Source organism: Ruegeria sp. BHSC276 (genome assembly GCF_059612945.1).
In genome coordinates, this window is the sequence record NZ_JBXWRP010000003.1 from 624,328 (window position 1) to 638,413 (window position 14,086).

The 14,086-nt window shown below is 64.0% G+C and carries 14 protein-coding genes; 6 read left to right on the plus strand and 8 right to left on the minus strand.

The features are described from left to right. Position 1 precedes the first annotated feature (1 nt). Positions 2-661, minus strand: a complete 660-nt coding sequence (locus AC2FMD_RS06770; RefSeq protein ID WP_496740607.1) for a DsbA family oxidoreductase — start codon at positions 659-661, stop codon at positions 2-4. Then, positions 658-2,175, minus strand: a complete 1,518-nt coding sequence (locus AC2FMD_RS06775) for a class I adenylate-forming enzyme family protein (RefSeq protein ID WP_496740605.1) — start codon at positions 2,173-2,175, stop codon at positions 658-660. The genes AC2FMD_RS06770 and AC2FMD_RS06775 overlap by 4 nt, the downstream gene beginning before the upstream one ends. Before the next feature lie 65 nt (positions 2,176-2,240). Here AC2FMD_RS06775 and AC2FMD_RS06780 point away from each other — a divergent pair, with 65 nt between their 5' ends. After that, a complete protein-coding gene (locus AC2FMD_RS06780; protein WP_496678132.1) occupies positions 2,241-2,864 on the plus strand; it encodes a helix-turn-helix domain-containing protein in 624 nt (207 codons plus the stop codon). Here the strand turns inward: AC2FMD_RS06780 and AC2FMD_RS06785 are convergent. Together AC2FMD_RS06785 and AC2FMD_RS06790 are read right to left on the minus strand one after the other, a co-directional pair. Beyond that, positions 2,861-3,088 (minus strand): hypothetical protein, encoded by a 228-nt coding sequence (locus tag AC2FMD_RS06785; RefSeq protein ID WP_496678133.1) that lies wholly within the window; start codon positions 3,086-3,088, stop codon positions 2,861-2,863. The genes AC2FMD_RS06780 and AC2FMD_RS06785 overlap by 4 nt on opposite strands. 457 nt (positions 3,089-3,545) lie before the next feature. Then, on the minus strand, positions 3,546-5,372 hold the full coding sequence (locus tag AC2FMD_RS06790) for an extracellular solute-binding protein (RefSeq protein WP_496740603.1): 1,827 nt from the start codon (positions 5,370-5,372) through the stop codon (positions 3,546-3,548). Positions 5,373-5,686: 314 nt separating this feature from the next. Here AC2FMD_RS06790 and AC2FMD_RS06795 point away from each other — a divergent pair, with 314 nt between their 5' ends. Next, entirely contained in the window at positions 5,687-6,460 is a 774-nt protein-coding gene (locus tag AC2FMD_RS06795) for a 3-hydroxybutyrate dehydrogenase (RefSeq protein ID WP_496678138.1), read from the plus strand. 28 nt (positions 6,461-6,488) lie between these two features. After that, on the plus strand, positions 6,489-7,517 hold the full coding sequence (locus tag AC2FMD_RS06800) for a patatin-like phospholipase family protein (protein WP_496740601.1): 1,029 nt from the start codon (positions 6,489-6,491) through the stop codon (positions 7,515-7,517). Here the strand turns inward: AC2FMD_RS06800 and AC2FMD_RS06805 are convergent, their stop codons facing one another. The 3 genes from AC2FMD_RS06805 to AC2FMD_RS06815 form a co-directional block, all read right to left on the minus strand. After that, positions 7,518-8,195 (minus strand): DUF502 domain-containing protein, encoded by a 678-nt coding sequence (locus AC2FMD_RS06805; protein ID WP_149774457.1) that lies wholly within the window; start codon positions 8,193-8,195, stop codon positions 7,518-7,520. Positions 8,196-8,265: 70 nt separating this feature from the next. Beyond that, the gene (locus tag AC2FMD_RS06810; protein WP_496689111.1) at positions 8,266-9,180 is read right to left on the minus strand and encodes a pseudouridine-5'-phosphate glycosidase; all 915 of its coding nucleotides are present in this window, start codon (positions 9,178-9,180) and stop codon (positions 8,266-8,268) included. After that, on the minus strand, positions 9,177-10,070 hold the full coding sequence (locus AC2FMD_RS06815; RefSeq protein ID WP_496689109.1) for a PfkB family carbohydrate kinase: 894 nt from the start codon (positions 10,068-10,070) through the stop codon (positions 9,177-9,179). Before AC2FMD_RS06815 ends, AC2FMD_RS06810 begins: the two co-directional genes overlap by 4 nt. A gap of 143 nt (positions 10,071-10,213) precedes the next feature. On the opposite strand from AC2FMD_RS06815, the gene AC2FMD_RS06820 reads away from it, so the two are divergent. Next, positions 10,214-11,356, plus strand: a complete 1,143-nt coding sequence (locus AC2FMD_RS06820) for a HupE/UreJ family protein (RefSeq protein WP_496740599.1) — start codon at positions 10,214-10,216, stop codon at positions 11,354-11,356. On the opposite strand, the gene AC2FMD_RS06825 is transcribed toward AC2FMD_RS06820, so the two are convergent. Beyond that, positions 11,353-11,973, minus strand: coding sequence for a thiamine phosphate synthase (locus AC2FMD_RS06825; protein WP_496794820.1), 621 nt, complete (start codon positions 11,971-11,973; stop codon positions 11,353-11,355). The two genes, AC2FMD_RS06820 and AC2FMD_RS06825, sit on opposite strands and share 4 nt — an antisense overlap. A gap of 162 nt (positions 11,974-12,135) precedes the next feature. On the opposite strand from AC2FMD_RS06825, the gene AC2FMD_RS06830 reads away from it, so the two are divergent. Together AC2FMD_RS06830 and ctaA are read left to right on the plus strand one after the other, a co-directional pair. Next, entirely contained in the window at positions 12,136-12,879 is a 744-nt protein-coding gene (locus AC2FMD_RS06830; RefSeq protein ID WP_496678147.1) for an RNA methyltransferase, read from the plus strand. A gap of 60 nt (positions 12,880-12,939) precedes the next feature. Next, positions 12,940-14,085 (plus strand): heme A synthase, encoded by a 1,146-nt coding sequence (gene ctaA, locus AC2FMD_RS06835; protein ID WP_496794821.1) that lies wholly within the window; start codon positions 12,940-12,942, stop codon positions 14,083-14,085. The last annotated feature ends 1 nt before the right edge of the window (position 14,086 follow it).

Here is a 14,086-nt window from a genome sequence, read left to right on the forward strand (position 1 = left end):
GCTATTCTGCAGAGGAGGGCTCAAACTGAGACATGATTTCATCGATGACCTGCGCCCAAAGCTCGGGCGGCTGGGCGCCAGGTACTGCGTGCTGGTTGGCGACGATAAAGGTCGGCACCGAGTTCACCCCCATCTCGCGTGAATGGGCGTCGCGTTTGCGGATGTCGTCCCGGTCGGCCTCGGATTTCAACAGTTTCAGAACCACAGCGGCGTCCATGCCCACGCTGTCGGCGATGTCGGCCAACACCTCGTGGTCGCCTATGTCGCGGCCCTGCACGAAATAGGCGTCGAACAGCGCATCCACCACCTCGTTCTGCTTGCCTTCGATCCCGGCCCAGTGGATCAGGCGATGGGCGTCCAGCGTGTTCGGGGTGCGCTTCATGGCCTCGAAATTGATGTTCAGGCCGGCCTTTTCGGCATGCTCCACCACCGGCGCATAAGCTTTGACCGCACCTTCCTTGCCACCGAACTTGCGTTCCAGGTATTCGCGCCGGTCCATGCCGCCTTCGGGCATGTCGGGGTTCAGCTGGAACGGATGCCATTCGATCACGAACGGATGGTCCGGGACCGAGGCCAGGGCCTTGTCTAGGTTGGTCTTGCCGATATAGCACCACGGGCAGATCGGGTCGGACAGGATATCAAGCTTGACGGTCTGGGTCATTCGGAGGGTGCCTTGAAATAGGCCGGCAGTGCGCGGCGCAGGAGTTTTCCGTTGCCCCCGGTGGGCAGTTCGGGAAGATGGATGAAGGCGCGGGGTTGCTTGTAGCGCGCCAGGTTGGCCTCGACATAAGCGCGCAGGGCGGTTTCGTCCAGTTTTTCCGGCCCGGAATAAAAGGCGGCGATCACGAAGGTGTCCGGTTTGACCTCGACCGCCGCCGCTCCGACCTGCGAGATTCCGGGAAAGCGCGACAGGACGGATTCGACCTCGACCGGGGATACCCGGTAGCCGCCGGCGTTCATCATGTCGTCGTCGCGCCCCAGATAGGTGATCTGCCCATCCACGGCCATCGCCCCTTGATCGCCGGTCAGGAACCAGTCGCCCTGCATGCGCGCGCGGGCCTCGTCCGGGGCGTTGAGGTAAGTCAGCATCAGCCCCGGGTCCGAGCGGTGAATGGCGATGGTGCCTTCCTGTCCCTGCGGAACCGGTCCGTCAGGCCCCAGGATCGCCACGCGGCGCCCCGGTTGCGGCTGGCCCAGAGAGTCTCCGCGCGCAGGGTGGGATGGGCTCGATGAGATGAAGGTCGAGCATTCCGACATGCCGTAAGCCTCGTACAGCTCTGTCCCGGTGGCCTGAACCCAGCGTTCGTGGAGGGCGCGCGACAGTTTCTCGCCGGCGCTCAGGCCGTGGCGCAGATCGGGCAGGGGCAGCATGTCTGCCGCGTTCAGCATCTTGCGGTACACGCCCGGGGCGGCCGCAAAGATCGAGGCGCGGTGGCGGCGCAGCAACCCGGGCAGGGCTGCCGGGTCGGTTCCGGGTTCGGGGATCAGCGCAGTGGCGCCGATGGTCCACGGGTCCATCAGGCCGGTGCCCAGCGTGTAGGTCCAGTTGAACGCGCCCGCGTGGCACAGGCGGTCGGCCTCGCGCAGACCGTACCAGCCATCGACCATCATCTGCCGCGCCCAGATCGCGCGATGCGCATGGGCCACGGCGCGTGGCTTGCCCGAGGTGCCTGAGGTATAGACGATATAGGCCATGCGTTCCGGGTCGCCCATGTCGAACGACGCGAGCGGCAGGTCGCGCATGGCGGCAAGGTCGGTCAGGCCGATCTGCTGGGGATGCGCGGCACAGGCCACGGACGGATCGCGCAGAATGGCGGCTGGGGACAGTTCCCGGATCATCCGTTCCGTTTCTGGCTCGGTCAGTTGCGAGGATGTCGGCACCGGGATCAGACCGACAGCGATTGCCCCCAGATAGGCGATGGGAAAATCGACCGTATTGCCCAGGCGCATCAGCACGATGTCTCCGGGCACAAGGCCCGCGCGCAGCAGCCCGGTTCCGGTGCCCAGAACTGCGGATTTCAGAAGCGCATAGGACCAATCGTCCGAACCGTCGGCGCGCAGCACGGACAGAGCTACCTTGTCCGGCGTGGCATCGGCGCGCCGCAACACGTGGGCGGCCAGGTTGAATGGCGTAGGACAGGGCGGCGGTGGCCCTTGATCAAAGATTGACAACATGCGCCTTGGCTATTGCCGTTTGTCACGCGTTGCAAGCGCGCGGCGCTGGCCCTATAGAATGACGCATGACGAGCAAAGACCACAAATCCATCGTACGCATCGCCCGCGACAACGGCACCCAGTCCGAGCCCGAGCCGGTCGATCTGGGCGCACGCGTGCGCGAGCTGCGCAAGGCGCGCAACTGGACGCTGGAACAGGCGGCCAATCAGGCCGGACTGGCGCGCTCGACCCTGTCCAAGATCGAAAACGGCCAGATGTCGCCCACCTATGATGCGCTGAAAAAGCTGGCGACAGGACTTGAGATTTCGGTGCCGCAGCTGTTCACCCCGCCTGAGCGCGATCAGGTCATCGGCCGCATGGCGGTGACGCGAAACGGGCAGGGCACCGCCCATGCCACCACAACCTATGAACACGAGCTGCTGGCCGAGACGCTGACGAAAAAGCAGATGCTGCCCTATCGTGCGCGCGTGCGGGCGCGGTCGATGGACGAGTTCGATGGCTGGGTGCGTCACGACGGCGAAGAGTTCCTGTATGTGCTCACCGGCGTAATCCGCCTGTATACCGAGTTCTACGAGCCCGTCGAAATGCGCCGAGGCGACAGCGCATATTACGACGGCAGCATGGGTCACAATGTGATCTCGGTCAGCGAGGAAGACGCGACCATCCTGTGGGTCACGTCGCTGGCCTAGCTGCGGGCCAGCTCTCGGTTCAGTCCTTCGGTGAACAGGAAGTCTTCGACTTCTTCATGGGCCTCGGTCATCGTCAGGTGATGACGTTCGGCCAGATAGGCCTCGAACCGTTTTCTGTCGGCCCTGACGCGCGCCATATCCTGGTCGCGCAGGTTCGGAAAACGGCGCTTGGCGCGGGCATAGGTCGCGCTCCAGTCTTGTGTCAAATCAGTCCAGTTCAACATCTGTGAGCCTCCCGCGGTTCGGGTTTCAGGACTGCTCTTCCCCAGATCAGCGTAAGGAGGAGGTGATGCTATGTAAGACATGACAAAATGTCGCAGTTCGTCTCGCGCTCTGTACAGCCGGGCGTGAGCAAGACAACGGAGCTTGGGCACGGCATCGACCCCGTCTGAAACGATCGGCCTCAATCGTCGGCCCGCGCCTCCAAACTCTTTTCATGTCGTGCATTTTCCTAAAAGAAGCTGCGATAACTAACCGGGCTTTCGTGCAAGCTGTTCCAATATTTGGGGGTGCGTTCGATCGCAGCCGCTTGATCTGCCGTCCAACCCGGTATGCGGTCGGACGTGCCCGGGCCGGGTCATTATCTTGTGGTTGGGCGATGTGCCGTTTTTTGCCGATCTTCCGCTGGCGCACTCAAGTCTGAATCCGCCCGCAGGGTCAACCGCCCCCGCGGGCCGTGAGTCAGTCCTCGTACCACCAGACGTCGGGCATGAATTGCGGGCCGTCGCCATAGATCGGCAGAATTTCAGGGTGCCGCATCTGCCTGACATGGGCGATACGGCCCACGTCAAAGCTCCAGATCGGAACGACGTAGCGGCCCGCCGTCAGAACCCGGTCCAGCGCGCGGGTGGCGGCCACGAAATCCTCGCGGCTCTCCGAGGCCAGCATCGCGTCAATTAGCCCGTCGACGGCGGGCGAGGCTACGCCCATCAGGTTGCGTGTGCCCGGCGTGTCGGCGCCTTCGCTGCCCCAGTACAGGCGCTGTTCATTGCCCGGCGACAGCGACAGCGCGCGGCGAAACGGGGTCATGTCGAAATCCAACTCGGAAATGCGTTGGGTGTATTGGGCGTCATCCACCTTGTCGACGGTCAGCTCGATCCCCAGCCGTTCCAGCGCTCGGGCATAGATCTCGGCGATGGCGTCGACGTTCTGCACCACGTTCAGGCCGCCTTGGCTGATGATCAGGTTCACCTTGAATGGCTGGCCTTCGGCGTTGCGGAGCACCCCGTCCTGGATGGTCCAGCCGGCCTGTTCCAGCAGGTCGGCCGCCTTGCGGATGTCCCTTCGGTTGCGGACCGAGGCGTCGCCCTTGGGCAGATCGTACCCTTCCAGCGCACCGGGGGGCAGATCATCGGCATAGGGCTGCAGCAACTCGGCCACGCGCCCTTTGGCCGGCCCGGGCTGCATGGCCAGGTCGGACCCCGAGAAATACGAGGTGATCCGCGGCTGTGCCCCGCCGGTGAAGGTGCCGTTGATGTATTCGAAGTTGAAGGCGAGGATCAGCGCCTCGCGCACACGCCAGTCGTCGAACGGCGCGCGTCGGGTATTCATGACCAGCCCGGTCATCCCCGACGGTTTCTTGTGCGGGATCTCGGTTGTGACTATGTCGCCCCGCTGGACGGCAGGGAAATCGTACTGCGTGGCCCATTTGTCGGCGTTGAATTCGCGGATGGCTGACAACTTGCCGGCCTTGAAAGCCTCGAACAGAACGGTCTGATCGCCGTAGAATTCGATCCGCATCTCGTCGAAATTCATCGTGCCGCGCCGGAAGGGGACATCCTTGCCCCAATAGTCGGGGTTGCGCTTGAAATTCACGAAACGCCCGGCTTCGTAGTCGTCGATCACGTAAGGGCCGGTGCCGATGGGAATGTCCTGCAGGGGTGCCTCGGCAAAATCCTTGCCCTCCCACTGGGCCTTTTTCAGGATCGGACGCAGGCCCGCGATCAGGGCCAGTTCGCGGTCGGGTTCGTTGAACGTTATCCGGACCGAGCGCGGCCCGGTCTGTTCGATGCTGTCGATCTTGGCCCACAAACTGCGATAGCGCAGGTGACCCTGGGTGCCCAGCGTCTCGTAGGACCAGATCACGTCGTCCACCGTGACTGGGGACCCGTCCGAGAATCGGCCATTCTCCCGCAGGGTGAATTCGACCCAAGATCGGTCGGGCGCGGTGTCGATTGATTCGGCCAGAAGCCCATAAAGTGTGAATGGTTCGTCCCAGGACCGGCCCATCAACCCCTCGTGCGTCCAAAATCTCAGCTGCCAGGGGGCGGTGCCTTTTTGCACGAACGGGTTCAAACTGTTAAAGCCGCCGGTGTTGCCGAACACGACCTTGCCGCCCTTGGGCGCATCCGGGTTGGCATAGGGCAGAGACACAAAATCCGGTGGTAGGGCAGGGTCGCCATACATAGCTATGCCATGGGCCGAATCTGCGAGCGCTGACGTCACGGAAAGCGCGGCGGTGATTCCCGCGATCACAGGGCGAAGCGGGCGAAGAAAATCGGGGCTCATTTTGGAAACAATCCTGCTCTGGCCTTATTTTGTTGGGATTCACCGTACCGATGATTTTTCTTATTTTCAAACTTTTAGCTTGGATGACGGCGCGGAATTGCTTATAAAGGTGCCACTGCTCGATAGGTTTCTTGCCTGTATGAAACCTGCCTCAATAACTTAACGCCCGCTTCGTGCGGGCGTTTTTTTCTGCCACGAGCTCCGAGTTTCCCGCCCAAAAATTGACCGTATCCGCAACCGGGTCTTTCCCCGTTTATTTTGCAGGTGCAGCATGGCACTGTGTCTCCAAATCATGAATCTGTGGGAGACCCCAAATGAACCTGTCGGGAAAAACTGCAATCATTACCGGGTCCAATTCGGGCATCGGGTTGGGCATCGCGCGCGAATTGGCCAAGGCGGGGGCCGACGTGGTTCTGAACTCGTTCACCGACCGCGATGAAGATCACGCGCTTGCGGCCGAGATCAGCAAGGAAACCGGAACCACGGCGCGCTACATTAAGGCCGACATGTCCAAGGGCGAGGAATGCCGGGCGTTGGTCGAACAGGCCGGAGCCTGCGATATACTGGTCAACAACGCAGGCATTCAGCACGTGGCACCGATCGACCAGTTTCCGGTCGAGAAATGGGACGCGATCATCGCCATCAACATGAACTCGGCCTTTCACACGACGGCGGCGGCGCTGCCGATGATGCGCAAGGCCGGGTGGGGGCGGATCGTCAACATCGCCTCGGCGCATGGGCTGACGGCGTCGCCCTACAAGGCGGCTTATGTGGCGGCCAAGCATGGGGTCGTGGGCATGACCAAGACCGTTGCGCTTGAAACCGCGCAGGAGCCGATCACCTGCAACGCCATCTGTCCGGGCTATGTGCTGACGCCGCTGGTCGAGGCGCAGATCCCCGACACGATGAAGGAATACAACATGAGCCGCGAGGACGTAATCAAGAACGTCATGCTCGAACGGCAACCCTCGAAAGAGTTCGCGACCGTCGAACAACTGGGTGGAACCACGGTGTTCCTGTGCTCGGACGCGGCGGCCCAGATCACCGGCACCACGATCTCGGTCGACGGCGGCTGGACCGCGCTGTGATCCGCGGCGCGCGCCGGGGCCGGCGGACATGGTAAAGCGCATCAATCTCGCCCTGCAGGGCGGCGGCGCGCATGGCGCCTTTACTTGGGGCGTGCTGGACCGTCTGCTGGACGACGAAGACATCGAGGTTGCGGCGATCACCGGAACCTCGGCCGGGGCGCTGAACGGGGCTGCGTTCAAGGCCGGCATGGTTCATGCCGGTCGCGATGGCGCGCGCGAGACCCTGAACGCCCTATGGGAGCGGATGGGCGCGGTGGGCGACATGCGCATCGCCAACTGGCTGGCCGGGATGGAGCCCGCCCAGATCGCGCAGGCGATGGAGTATTCCGTGCCGTTCTCGGTGGCCGATACCTGGTCGCGGATGGTGTCGCCCTATGCCTATGGGCCGTTCTACCGCAATCCGCTGGCCCCAGTGGTCGAGGCCTTTGATTTTGGCGAGGTCTGCGCCGATCAGGGGCCGCGTCTGTTCGTCTGCGCCACCTGCGTGCGCAGCGGCAAGATCCGGGTGTTCACGGGCGATGAGGTGACGACCGACGCGATCCTCGCCTCGGCCTGCCTGCCGAACCTTTTCCAGGCCGTTGAAATTCACGACCCCGAAACCGACCGGACCGAAGCCTATTGGGATGGCGGCTATACCGGCAACCCGGCGCTGTTCCCTCTGTTCAACGCGGGTCTGCCCAAGGATGTGGTGATCGTGAACATCAACCCGCTGGAGCGCGACGAGGTTCCGAAGACCCCGCAGCAGATCCAGAACCGGATCAACGAGATCAGCTTCAACTCGTCCCTTCTGCGCGAATTGCGGGCGATCAACTTCGTGCAGCGCCTGCTGGCCGAGGGCAAGTTGAAAGCGGGCGAGATGAGCCGTGTCTTCGTGCACATGATTGCCGATGACGCCCTGATGAACAGCCTGTCGGTTGCGACAAAGACGGTGCCAAACCCGGTGGTTCTGCACAGCCTGAAACAGGCGGGACGGGCCGCGGCCGACCGGTTTCTGGCCGATCACAAACCCGATCTGGGTGCACGCAGCACCGTCGATCTGCCCGCGATGTTCGGCTGATCACTCAGGCGGCTGTGTGGGGTCTTTCTGGTTCGGGTAGACCAACCCGGCCGAGATCACCAGCTTGGCGGCATCCTCGATCGTCATGTCCAGCAGGATCACGTCTTCCTCGGGGAAGAACAGCAGAAAACCCGAAGTCGGGTTCGGCGTGGTCGGGATGAACACGCTCAGCAGGCCGCCGCCGGTTTCGGCGCGTTTGTTGATCTCGCCCTTGGCCTCGGTCGAGACGAAGCCGATGGCCCAGATGCCCCGGCGGGGATACTGCACCAGGCAGGCCTTCTCGAATGACCGCTCGGTCTGGGCAAAGACGGTTTCCGAGATCTGCTTGATCCCGGAATAGATCGACCGGACGACGGGCATCCGGTTGACCAGGCTTTCGGCAAAATGGATCAGTGACCGACCCAAAATACCTTTGGCGATCCAGCCGACCAGAACCGTGAAGATCAGGAAGAACAGTACGCCTACGCCGCGCAGGTTGATGCCTACATATTGTTCAGGGCGGAACTGGTGCGGGATCAGGGGCAGAACCGCGCTGTCGATCCAGCCGACCACCGACAGGATCAACCACAGCGTCAGCCAGACTGGTGCGATGACGACGATACCCGTCAGAAACGACGCGCGTAGCCGCGACAGCAGGCCGGGGCGGCGGTGGGGTTCTTCATCAAACGGTGTGTTCATCGCGGTTCCGAGCGGTTTGCCGGATTAGTTAATCAGTCCGGCGCCTTGGTACAATAGGTCCGATTGGCGTTCAGTCCGCCTGAGCCTTCAAAGCCTTGGCGATGCCAGCCGCAAGGCGCGCATTGTTGCGCACCAGGGCGATGTTGGCGATCAGGGATCGGCCCTCGGTCCGCTCGTAGATGCGCTGCAGCAGATAGGGCGTGACGGCTTTGCCGGTGATGCGGTGTGCTTCAGCGTCCTGCTGCGCCGAGGCGATAATCGGGTCCAGTTCCTCGGATGGGATCTGATCGGCCTGCGGGATCGGGTTAGCCACCAGTTGCCCGCCGGGCAGACCCAGCGCGCGGCGCGTCGCATGGGCCTTGGCGATCTGCTCGGCCGTATCCATCCGCAGGGGCGCGGCAAAGGGCGACTTGGCCGACCAAAAAGCCGGGAATTCATCCTGCCCATGGGCGATGACCGGCACGCCCAGCGTTTCCAGTACCTCGAGCGTCTTAGCCAGATCGAGGATCGCCTTGGCCCCGGCGGCCACGACCGTGACGGGGGTCTGCGCCAGTTCGTGCAGGTCGGCCGAGATGTCAAAGCTGGTTTCCGCACCACGGTGCACCCCGCCGATGCCGCCGGTGGCAAAGACCTCGATCCCCGCAAAATGGGCGGCGATCATCGTGGCGGCCACGGTGGTGGCCCCGGTGCCGCCCGAAGCGATGCAGGCCGCCATGTCCGCGCGCGAGATCTTGGCCACACCCTGCGCCTGTCCCAGATCCTTCAGCTGATCGGGCTCCAGCCCCACATGCAGCCGGCCGTCAATCACCGCGATCGTGGCCGGAACGGCACCCGCGTCACGGATGTCCTGCTCGACCTGGGCCGCCACCTCGATGTTCTGCGGGTAGGGCATGCCGTGGGTGATGATGGTGCTTTCCAGGGCAACGATGGGGGTTTCGTCGTCCTTGGCCGCGCGCACTTCGGCGGAATACTGGATGTCGATCACAGGGGGGTCTCTCCGGATACATAGGTTGCGGCGGCATGCAAGGCGCGGGTCAGCGCCTCGTCGATCCTCGCGCCATTGGCTTCGGCGGCGATATGGGCCGCCATGAACGTGTCGCCTGCGCCGGTCACGCGCGTGACCAGAACCGACGGGGGTTTCTGGGTGATCACCGCTTCGGCACTGGCCACGGTGGCCGAGTTGCCCCCGTCGGTCACCAGCGCACGCAGCGCGCCCCTGTCCAGCAGCGCGCGGGCGGCGGTTTCGGAATCGGCAAACTCGCGCTGGCACAGCAGCCCGGCTTCCTCGAGGTTCACATACAGCGTGGCCCGGCCGTGCTTGAGGAAAGGCAGCAGCCGCTCGGCCTTGCCGGGCGACGCCGGGGCCACGCGCAGGTCGGCACGGGCGAAGGCCGGGCTGACGGCGATTTCTTCCAGAAGGTCCAGCGTCAGGTTGCCGTCCAGCGCGATCTGGCCCTCGAACGGGGTGTTTTCATACCCCAGCGGGCCATGGATCAGCGGGCGCAGGATCTTGGCACCGGCAGCCTCGAGAGAATGGGCGTCGGCGATAGCGGCGATCAGGCCGTTTGCGCCTTCGACCGCCATGTAACGGTCGGTGGGCAGGTCTTGCGAGCGGTAGACATGGGTCGTGTCCATGCCCAGCCGCTTGCAGGCGTGAACCAGCTCGTCGCCCTCGGGGTCGCTGCCGATGGCGGTCAAAAGGGTCGGTGTCATGCCGAAGCGCACAAGCGTCATGGCGATGTTCATCGCCACGCCACCGGGCAGGCGCGTGATGCGGCCGGGCACATCCGAACCCTGCCGCATGTGGCTGGCGGATCGTCCGATCACGTCCCACAGGACGGACCCGATACACAGGATGTCAGAATTCCGAGTCATGTCCTCGTCATGCCGCAGGGTCGCCATGGGCGCAAGCCGGAAGGGTGCGGAAACGGGCCGCCCTGACCAATCGGGCTTGTCAAACGCCTGTATCCCGGAAACACTCGGGGCCAGTGCTTAGATTTATTTCTGGATCCTTCGGGATGGTTTTGATCATTCGCTTGCTGGCGGTTCTTTGGCATCATTTTCGGCCTATCCGTTACCTTTGTGCTTTTCTTGTTCTGGCCGGGCCGGTTGCGGCGCAAGGCGCAGGCCGGTCCGTCGTGGAGTTTCAGGTCAAAGGCGACCGGGTGCTTGTGGAAATCACCCTGAATGCCGAGGCGTTGCTGGCCGGGCTTGACCCGCAGACCGTGGCGCAGGGGGGCGGCAGCGCCGACTATGCACGGTTGCGCCGCTTGCCTTCCTCGGAATTGGAACCTTTGCTGCACGCGCGTGTGGCGGTGTGGAAAAACGCTCTGACGATCGATGCGAACGGCCCGGTCGAACTGTCCTACGAGGGTGCGCGTATTCCCGTGGTGGGCGATTCCGACAAACCCAGGCTGTCTCGGGTGTTGCTGGTCGGTACATTGCCGCCCGGGGCGACCGAGGTGCGCCTGACCTGGCCTCCCGGGTTCGGCCCGGTGGTCCTTAGGCAGGCGAGCGTCGACGCGCCCTATACCGGGTTGCTGGAGGGGGGCGAGACCAGCCCCGCCATTCCCTTGCGCGGCGGGGCAGGGATGGGGCCACGACAGACCGCCGAGACCTTCTTTCGGCACGGCGTAGCACGGGTTTGGCAAGACAAGGGGCAAGTTCTGGCATTGGCCTTGGTGCTGGTTTTTCTAAACCTGCGGGTGCGCCCCCTTCTGGCGCAATTCGCCGCCCTGGCGCTGGGTGTTCTGTTGGCGCAGCCGCTGGGATTGTCCCGCCTGCTTCGGTTCGGGGATGAGGCGTATTGGCTGGCGGTCGCCGGGGCCGTCTTCATTCTGGCGATATGGAATCTGATCGGGTCGCGGGCCGGTGCGTTGCGGTTGGGGGCGGTTTTCCTGACCGGCGCGATACTTGGCTTGGGCCTGTCGCACGAACTGATCCGGTTGGGGGTTCCACCCCTTCACGTCGTGCCGGCCCTGCTGGGTTATTCGGGCGGGGTTTTGCTGGGAATCGCGGGTGTCGCCGGACTTGCATATGCCGCAGTGACCGTGTTGCTGCCCGATGTACCCCGGTTGCGGGGACGCATTTCGACTGTCGCATCGCTGATGCTGGCGGGTCTGGGTCTCTACTGGGTCGCGCTGCCGGTCCTGCCGCTCTAGCGCATCGGCGCCAGCAGGGTGTCGAGCGCGCGCAGCGGGTCGTCGTCGCCCCAGATCTCGTCACTGACCCCGAAAAAATCGGTGCAGGGCGCGAGGTCGGCCACCAACTCGGGCGTCAGGCCGCCTTCGGCGACCACCGGAACCTCGATCATCTCGGACCACCATTGGAACAGGTCGCGTTCCGCGCGGGCTCCTTTGCCCAGAGACATATCTCCCACGGGTCCGAAGGCCACATAGTCGGCCCCGGCTTCGCCCGCGGTCATCCCGTCATGGCGCGAGGTTCCGCAGAAGCTGCCTACGATGGCATCCGCCCCCAACTCCTTGCGCGCGGCCCGGACCGAGCGGGCCGCATCGTCCAGATGCACCCCGTCCAGCCCCAGCCGTTGCGCCAGCAGGACATGGTTCGAGATCACCAGCGCCACGTCGCGCGCATGGGCCACCTCGCGGCAGGCGTCGGCCGCGCGGGCGATGGCGTCCTCGTCGCTGCCGGCCAGCGCCAGCCGGATGCAGGCGATCTCGGTCCCGTCCAGAACGCGGGCCAGCCGGTCGGGGAAGGTGGCCGGGTCGATGGTCGGCGGGGTGATCAGATAGATCTGAGGCTGCTCGGGGGTGTCCATTGGCGGATCCTTCGCGGTTGGTCTTTGGCGCGGTTTAGCCGATTGCGGCGGGGAAGCAAACTTTATTGCCCGCAGACCGGCCGATTTGCAATCGGGCAGGGCGGCCGGGCTTGCCCTGTGGCAAAGGCGGCAGTATGGCAGGCGCAACTTTCGGAGATCAGGATGCCTAGCGACAGACCCCAGCCCTCATTCGTGCTTGTGCGCCCGCAGATGGGCGAAAACATCGGCGCCGCGGCCCGGGCGATGTGGAATTTCGGCCTGGACCGGATGCGCATCGTTGCCCCGCGCGACGGCTGGCCCAACCCCAAAGCCGTGGCCATGTCGAGCGGTGCCGGGCGGCTGCTGGACGAGGCGCAGCTGTTCGACGATCTGGCCGGCGCTTTGGGCGACCGCACATTTGTGTTTGCCACCACCGCCCGTCAGCGCGGCCTGACCAAGCCCGTCTACAGCCCCGAGCGCGCCATGCAGATCGCGGCCCAGAAGGTGGCGGCGGGCGAAAAGGTGGCCGTGCTGTTCGGGCCTGAGCGGGCCGGTCTGGAGAATGAAGACATCGCCAAGGCCAATGCGATCATCTCGGTGCCTGTGAACCCCGAATATGCCTCGCTGAACCTGGGGCAGTGCGTGTTGCTGACCGCCTATGAGTGGATGCGCCAGACCGGCGACGTGGTGCACGAGGCCACCGATCTGGGCAAAGGCGACTGGGCCACCGGCATCGAGGTCGAGAAACTGGCCGAGCATTACGAGCAGCGGCTGGAGGAGGCCGGGTTCTTCTACCCTCCGGAAAAGGCCGAAGGGATGAAGGTGAACCTGCGCAACCTGTGGTCGCGCATGCGCATGACGCGGGCCGATGTGCAGATGCTGCACGGGATCATGCGTCAGATGGTCCGCTGGAAGGACAAGGGCTGAGGCTGGACCTTCGCGGGCACTGGCCCTAGCTTGCGGGAAAATCAAGGACATGAGGACGGCATGAGCGGCAAGCGCAGCATCTTCGAAGAAGTCTCGGGTGAACAAAAGCAGGAAATGGTCCAGCCCGGCATGATCGACCGCGGCCGGGGTGGCGCGCGCAAGGCCATCCGTACCTGGCTTATGATCCTGTTCGCACTTGTCGTCGTGATGATCGCGGTGGGCGGGCTGACCCGCCTGACCGACAGCGGCCTGTCGATCACCGAATGGCGCCCGGTCACTGGGGCGATCCCGCCGATGTCGGAGGCGGACTGGCAGGCCGAGTTCGACAAGTACAAACAGATCGACCAGTGGCGGATCATGAACCAGTGGATGGAGCTGGATGACTTCAAGACCATCTACTGGTGGGAATGGGGCCACCGGCAGCTGGGCCGGGTGATCGGTCTTGTCTGGGCGCTTGGCTTCTTTGGCTTTCTGGTGCTGCGCAAGATCCCCGCAGGCTGGACCGGGCGCCTTGTGATCCCAGGACTGCTGGGCGGCGTTCAAGGCGCTGTCGGTTGGTGGATGGTGGCCTCGGGTGTGACGCAGGGCGAGGGGATGACCGCGGTTGCCAGTTATCGTCTGGCCACCCATCTTGGCCTTGCGTTCGTGATCCTGGGCTTTCTGGCCTGGTACATCTTCATGCTGGGGCGCGAGGAACGCGACCTGATGCAAGCCCGCCGCGCTAAAGAGGCGCGGCTGTCCTCCCTGTCGACCGGGCTGCTGCACTTTGCCTTTCTGCAGATCCTGATCGGCGCATTGGTGGCTGGCATCGACGCCGGCCGGTCCTATACCGACTGGCCGCTGATCGGCGGGCAACTGCTGCCGCCGGACGCCACCGCGCTTGAACCGCTGTGGCGCAATTTCTTCGAAAGTCCGGGACTGGTGCAGTTCATCCACCGCGGCGTAGGCTATGCACTGTTCGCCTTCGCCATTTTCGTCTGGCGGCGCGGCAGCAGCAGCGCCCACCCGCAGACGCGGTTCGCCTTCAACGCCATGTTCGCGGCGCTTTCGCTGCAGGTGGTCGTGGGCATCCTCACCGTGGTCTACGGCGCGCCCTGGCAGATCGCCATCTTCCACCAGTTCATGGCCGTGATCGTCTGGACCCTGATCCTGCGCGCCCGGTTCCTGACCGCTTATCCCATCGCAACCTCGCTGCGCGGAGCTTGAC

Bases quoted from the DNA above. Each gene is read 5' to 3' on its own strand.
- ctaA (WP_496794821.1), top strand. From the start codon at position 12,940: ATGAGCGGCAAGCGCAGCATCTTCGAAGAAGTCTCGGGTGAACAAAAG.
- AC2FMD_RS06790 (WP_496740603.1), bottom strand. From the start codon at position 5,372: ATGAGCCCCGATTTTCTTCGCCCGCTTCGCCCTGTGATCGCGGGAATC.
- AC2FMD_RS06800 (WP_496740601.1), top strand. From the start codon at position 6,489: ATGGTAAAGCGCATCAATCTCGCCCTGCAGGGCGGCGGCGCGCATGGC.
- AC2FMD_RS06770 (WP_496740607.1), bottom strand. From the start codon at position 661: ATGACCCAGACCGTCAAGCTTGATATCCTGTCCGACCCGATCTGCCCG.
- AC2FMD_RS06775 (WP_496740605.1), bottom strand. From the start codon at position 2,175: ATGTTGTCAATCTTTGATCAAGGGCCACCGCCGCCCTGTCCTACGCCA.
- AC2FMD_RS06805 (WP_149774457.1), bottom strand. From the start codon at position 8,195: ATGAACACACCGTTTGATGAAGAACCCCACCGCCGCCCCGGCCTGCTG.
- AC2FMD_RS06825 (WP_496794820.1), bottom strand. From the start codon at position 11,973: ATGGACACCCCCGAGCAGCCTCAGATCTATCTGATCACCCCGCCGACC.
- AC2FMD_RS06815 (WP_496689109.1), bottom strand. From the start codon at position 10,070: ATGACTCGGAATTCTGACATCCTGTGTATCGGGTCCGTCCTGTGGGAC.
- AC2FMD_RS06830 (WP_496678147.1), top strand. From the start codon at position 12,136: ATGCCTAGCGACAGACCCCAGCCCTCATTCGTGCTTGTGCGCCCGCAG.
- AC2FMD_RS06780 (WP_496678132.1), top strand. From the start codon at position 2,241: ATGACGAGCAAAGACCACAAATCCATCGTACGCATCGCCCGCGACAAC.
- AC2FMD_RS06785 (WP_496678133.1), bottom strand. From the start codon at position 3,088: ATGTTGAACTGGACTGATTTGACACAAGACTGGAGCGCGACCTATGCC.
- AC2FMD_RS06795 (WP_496678138.1), top strand. From the start codon at position 5,687: ATGAACCTGTCGGGAAAAACTGCAATCATTACCGGGTCCAATTCGGGC.
- AC2FMD_RS06820 (WP_496740599.1), top strand. From the start codon at position 10,214: ATGGTTTTGATCATTCGCTTGCTGGCGGTTCTTTGGCATCATTTTCGG.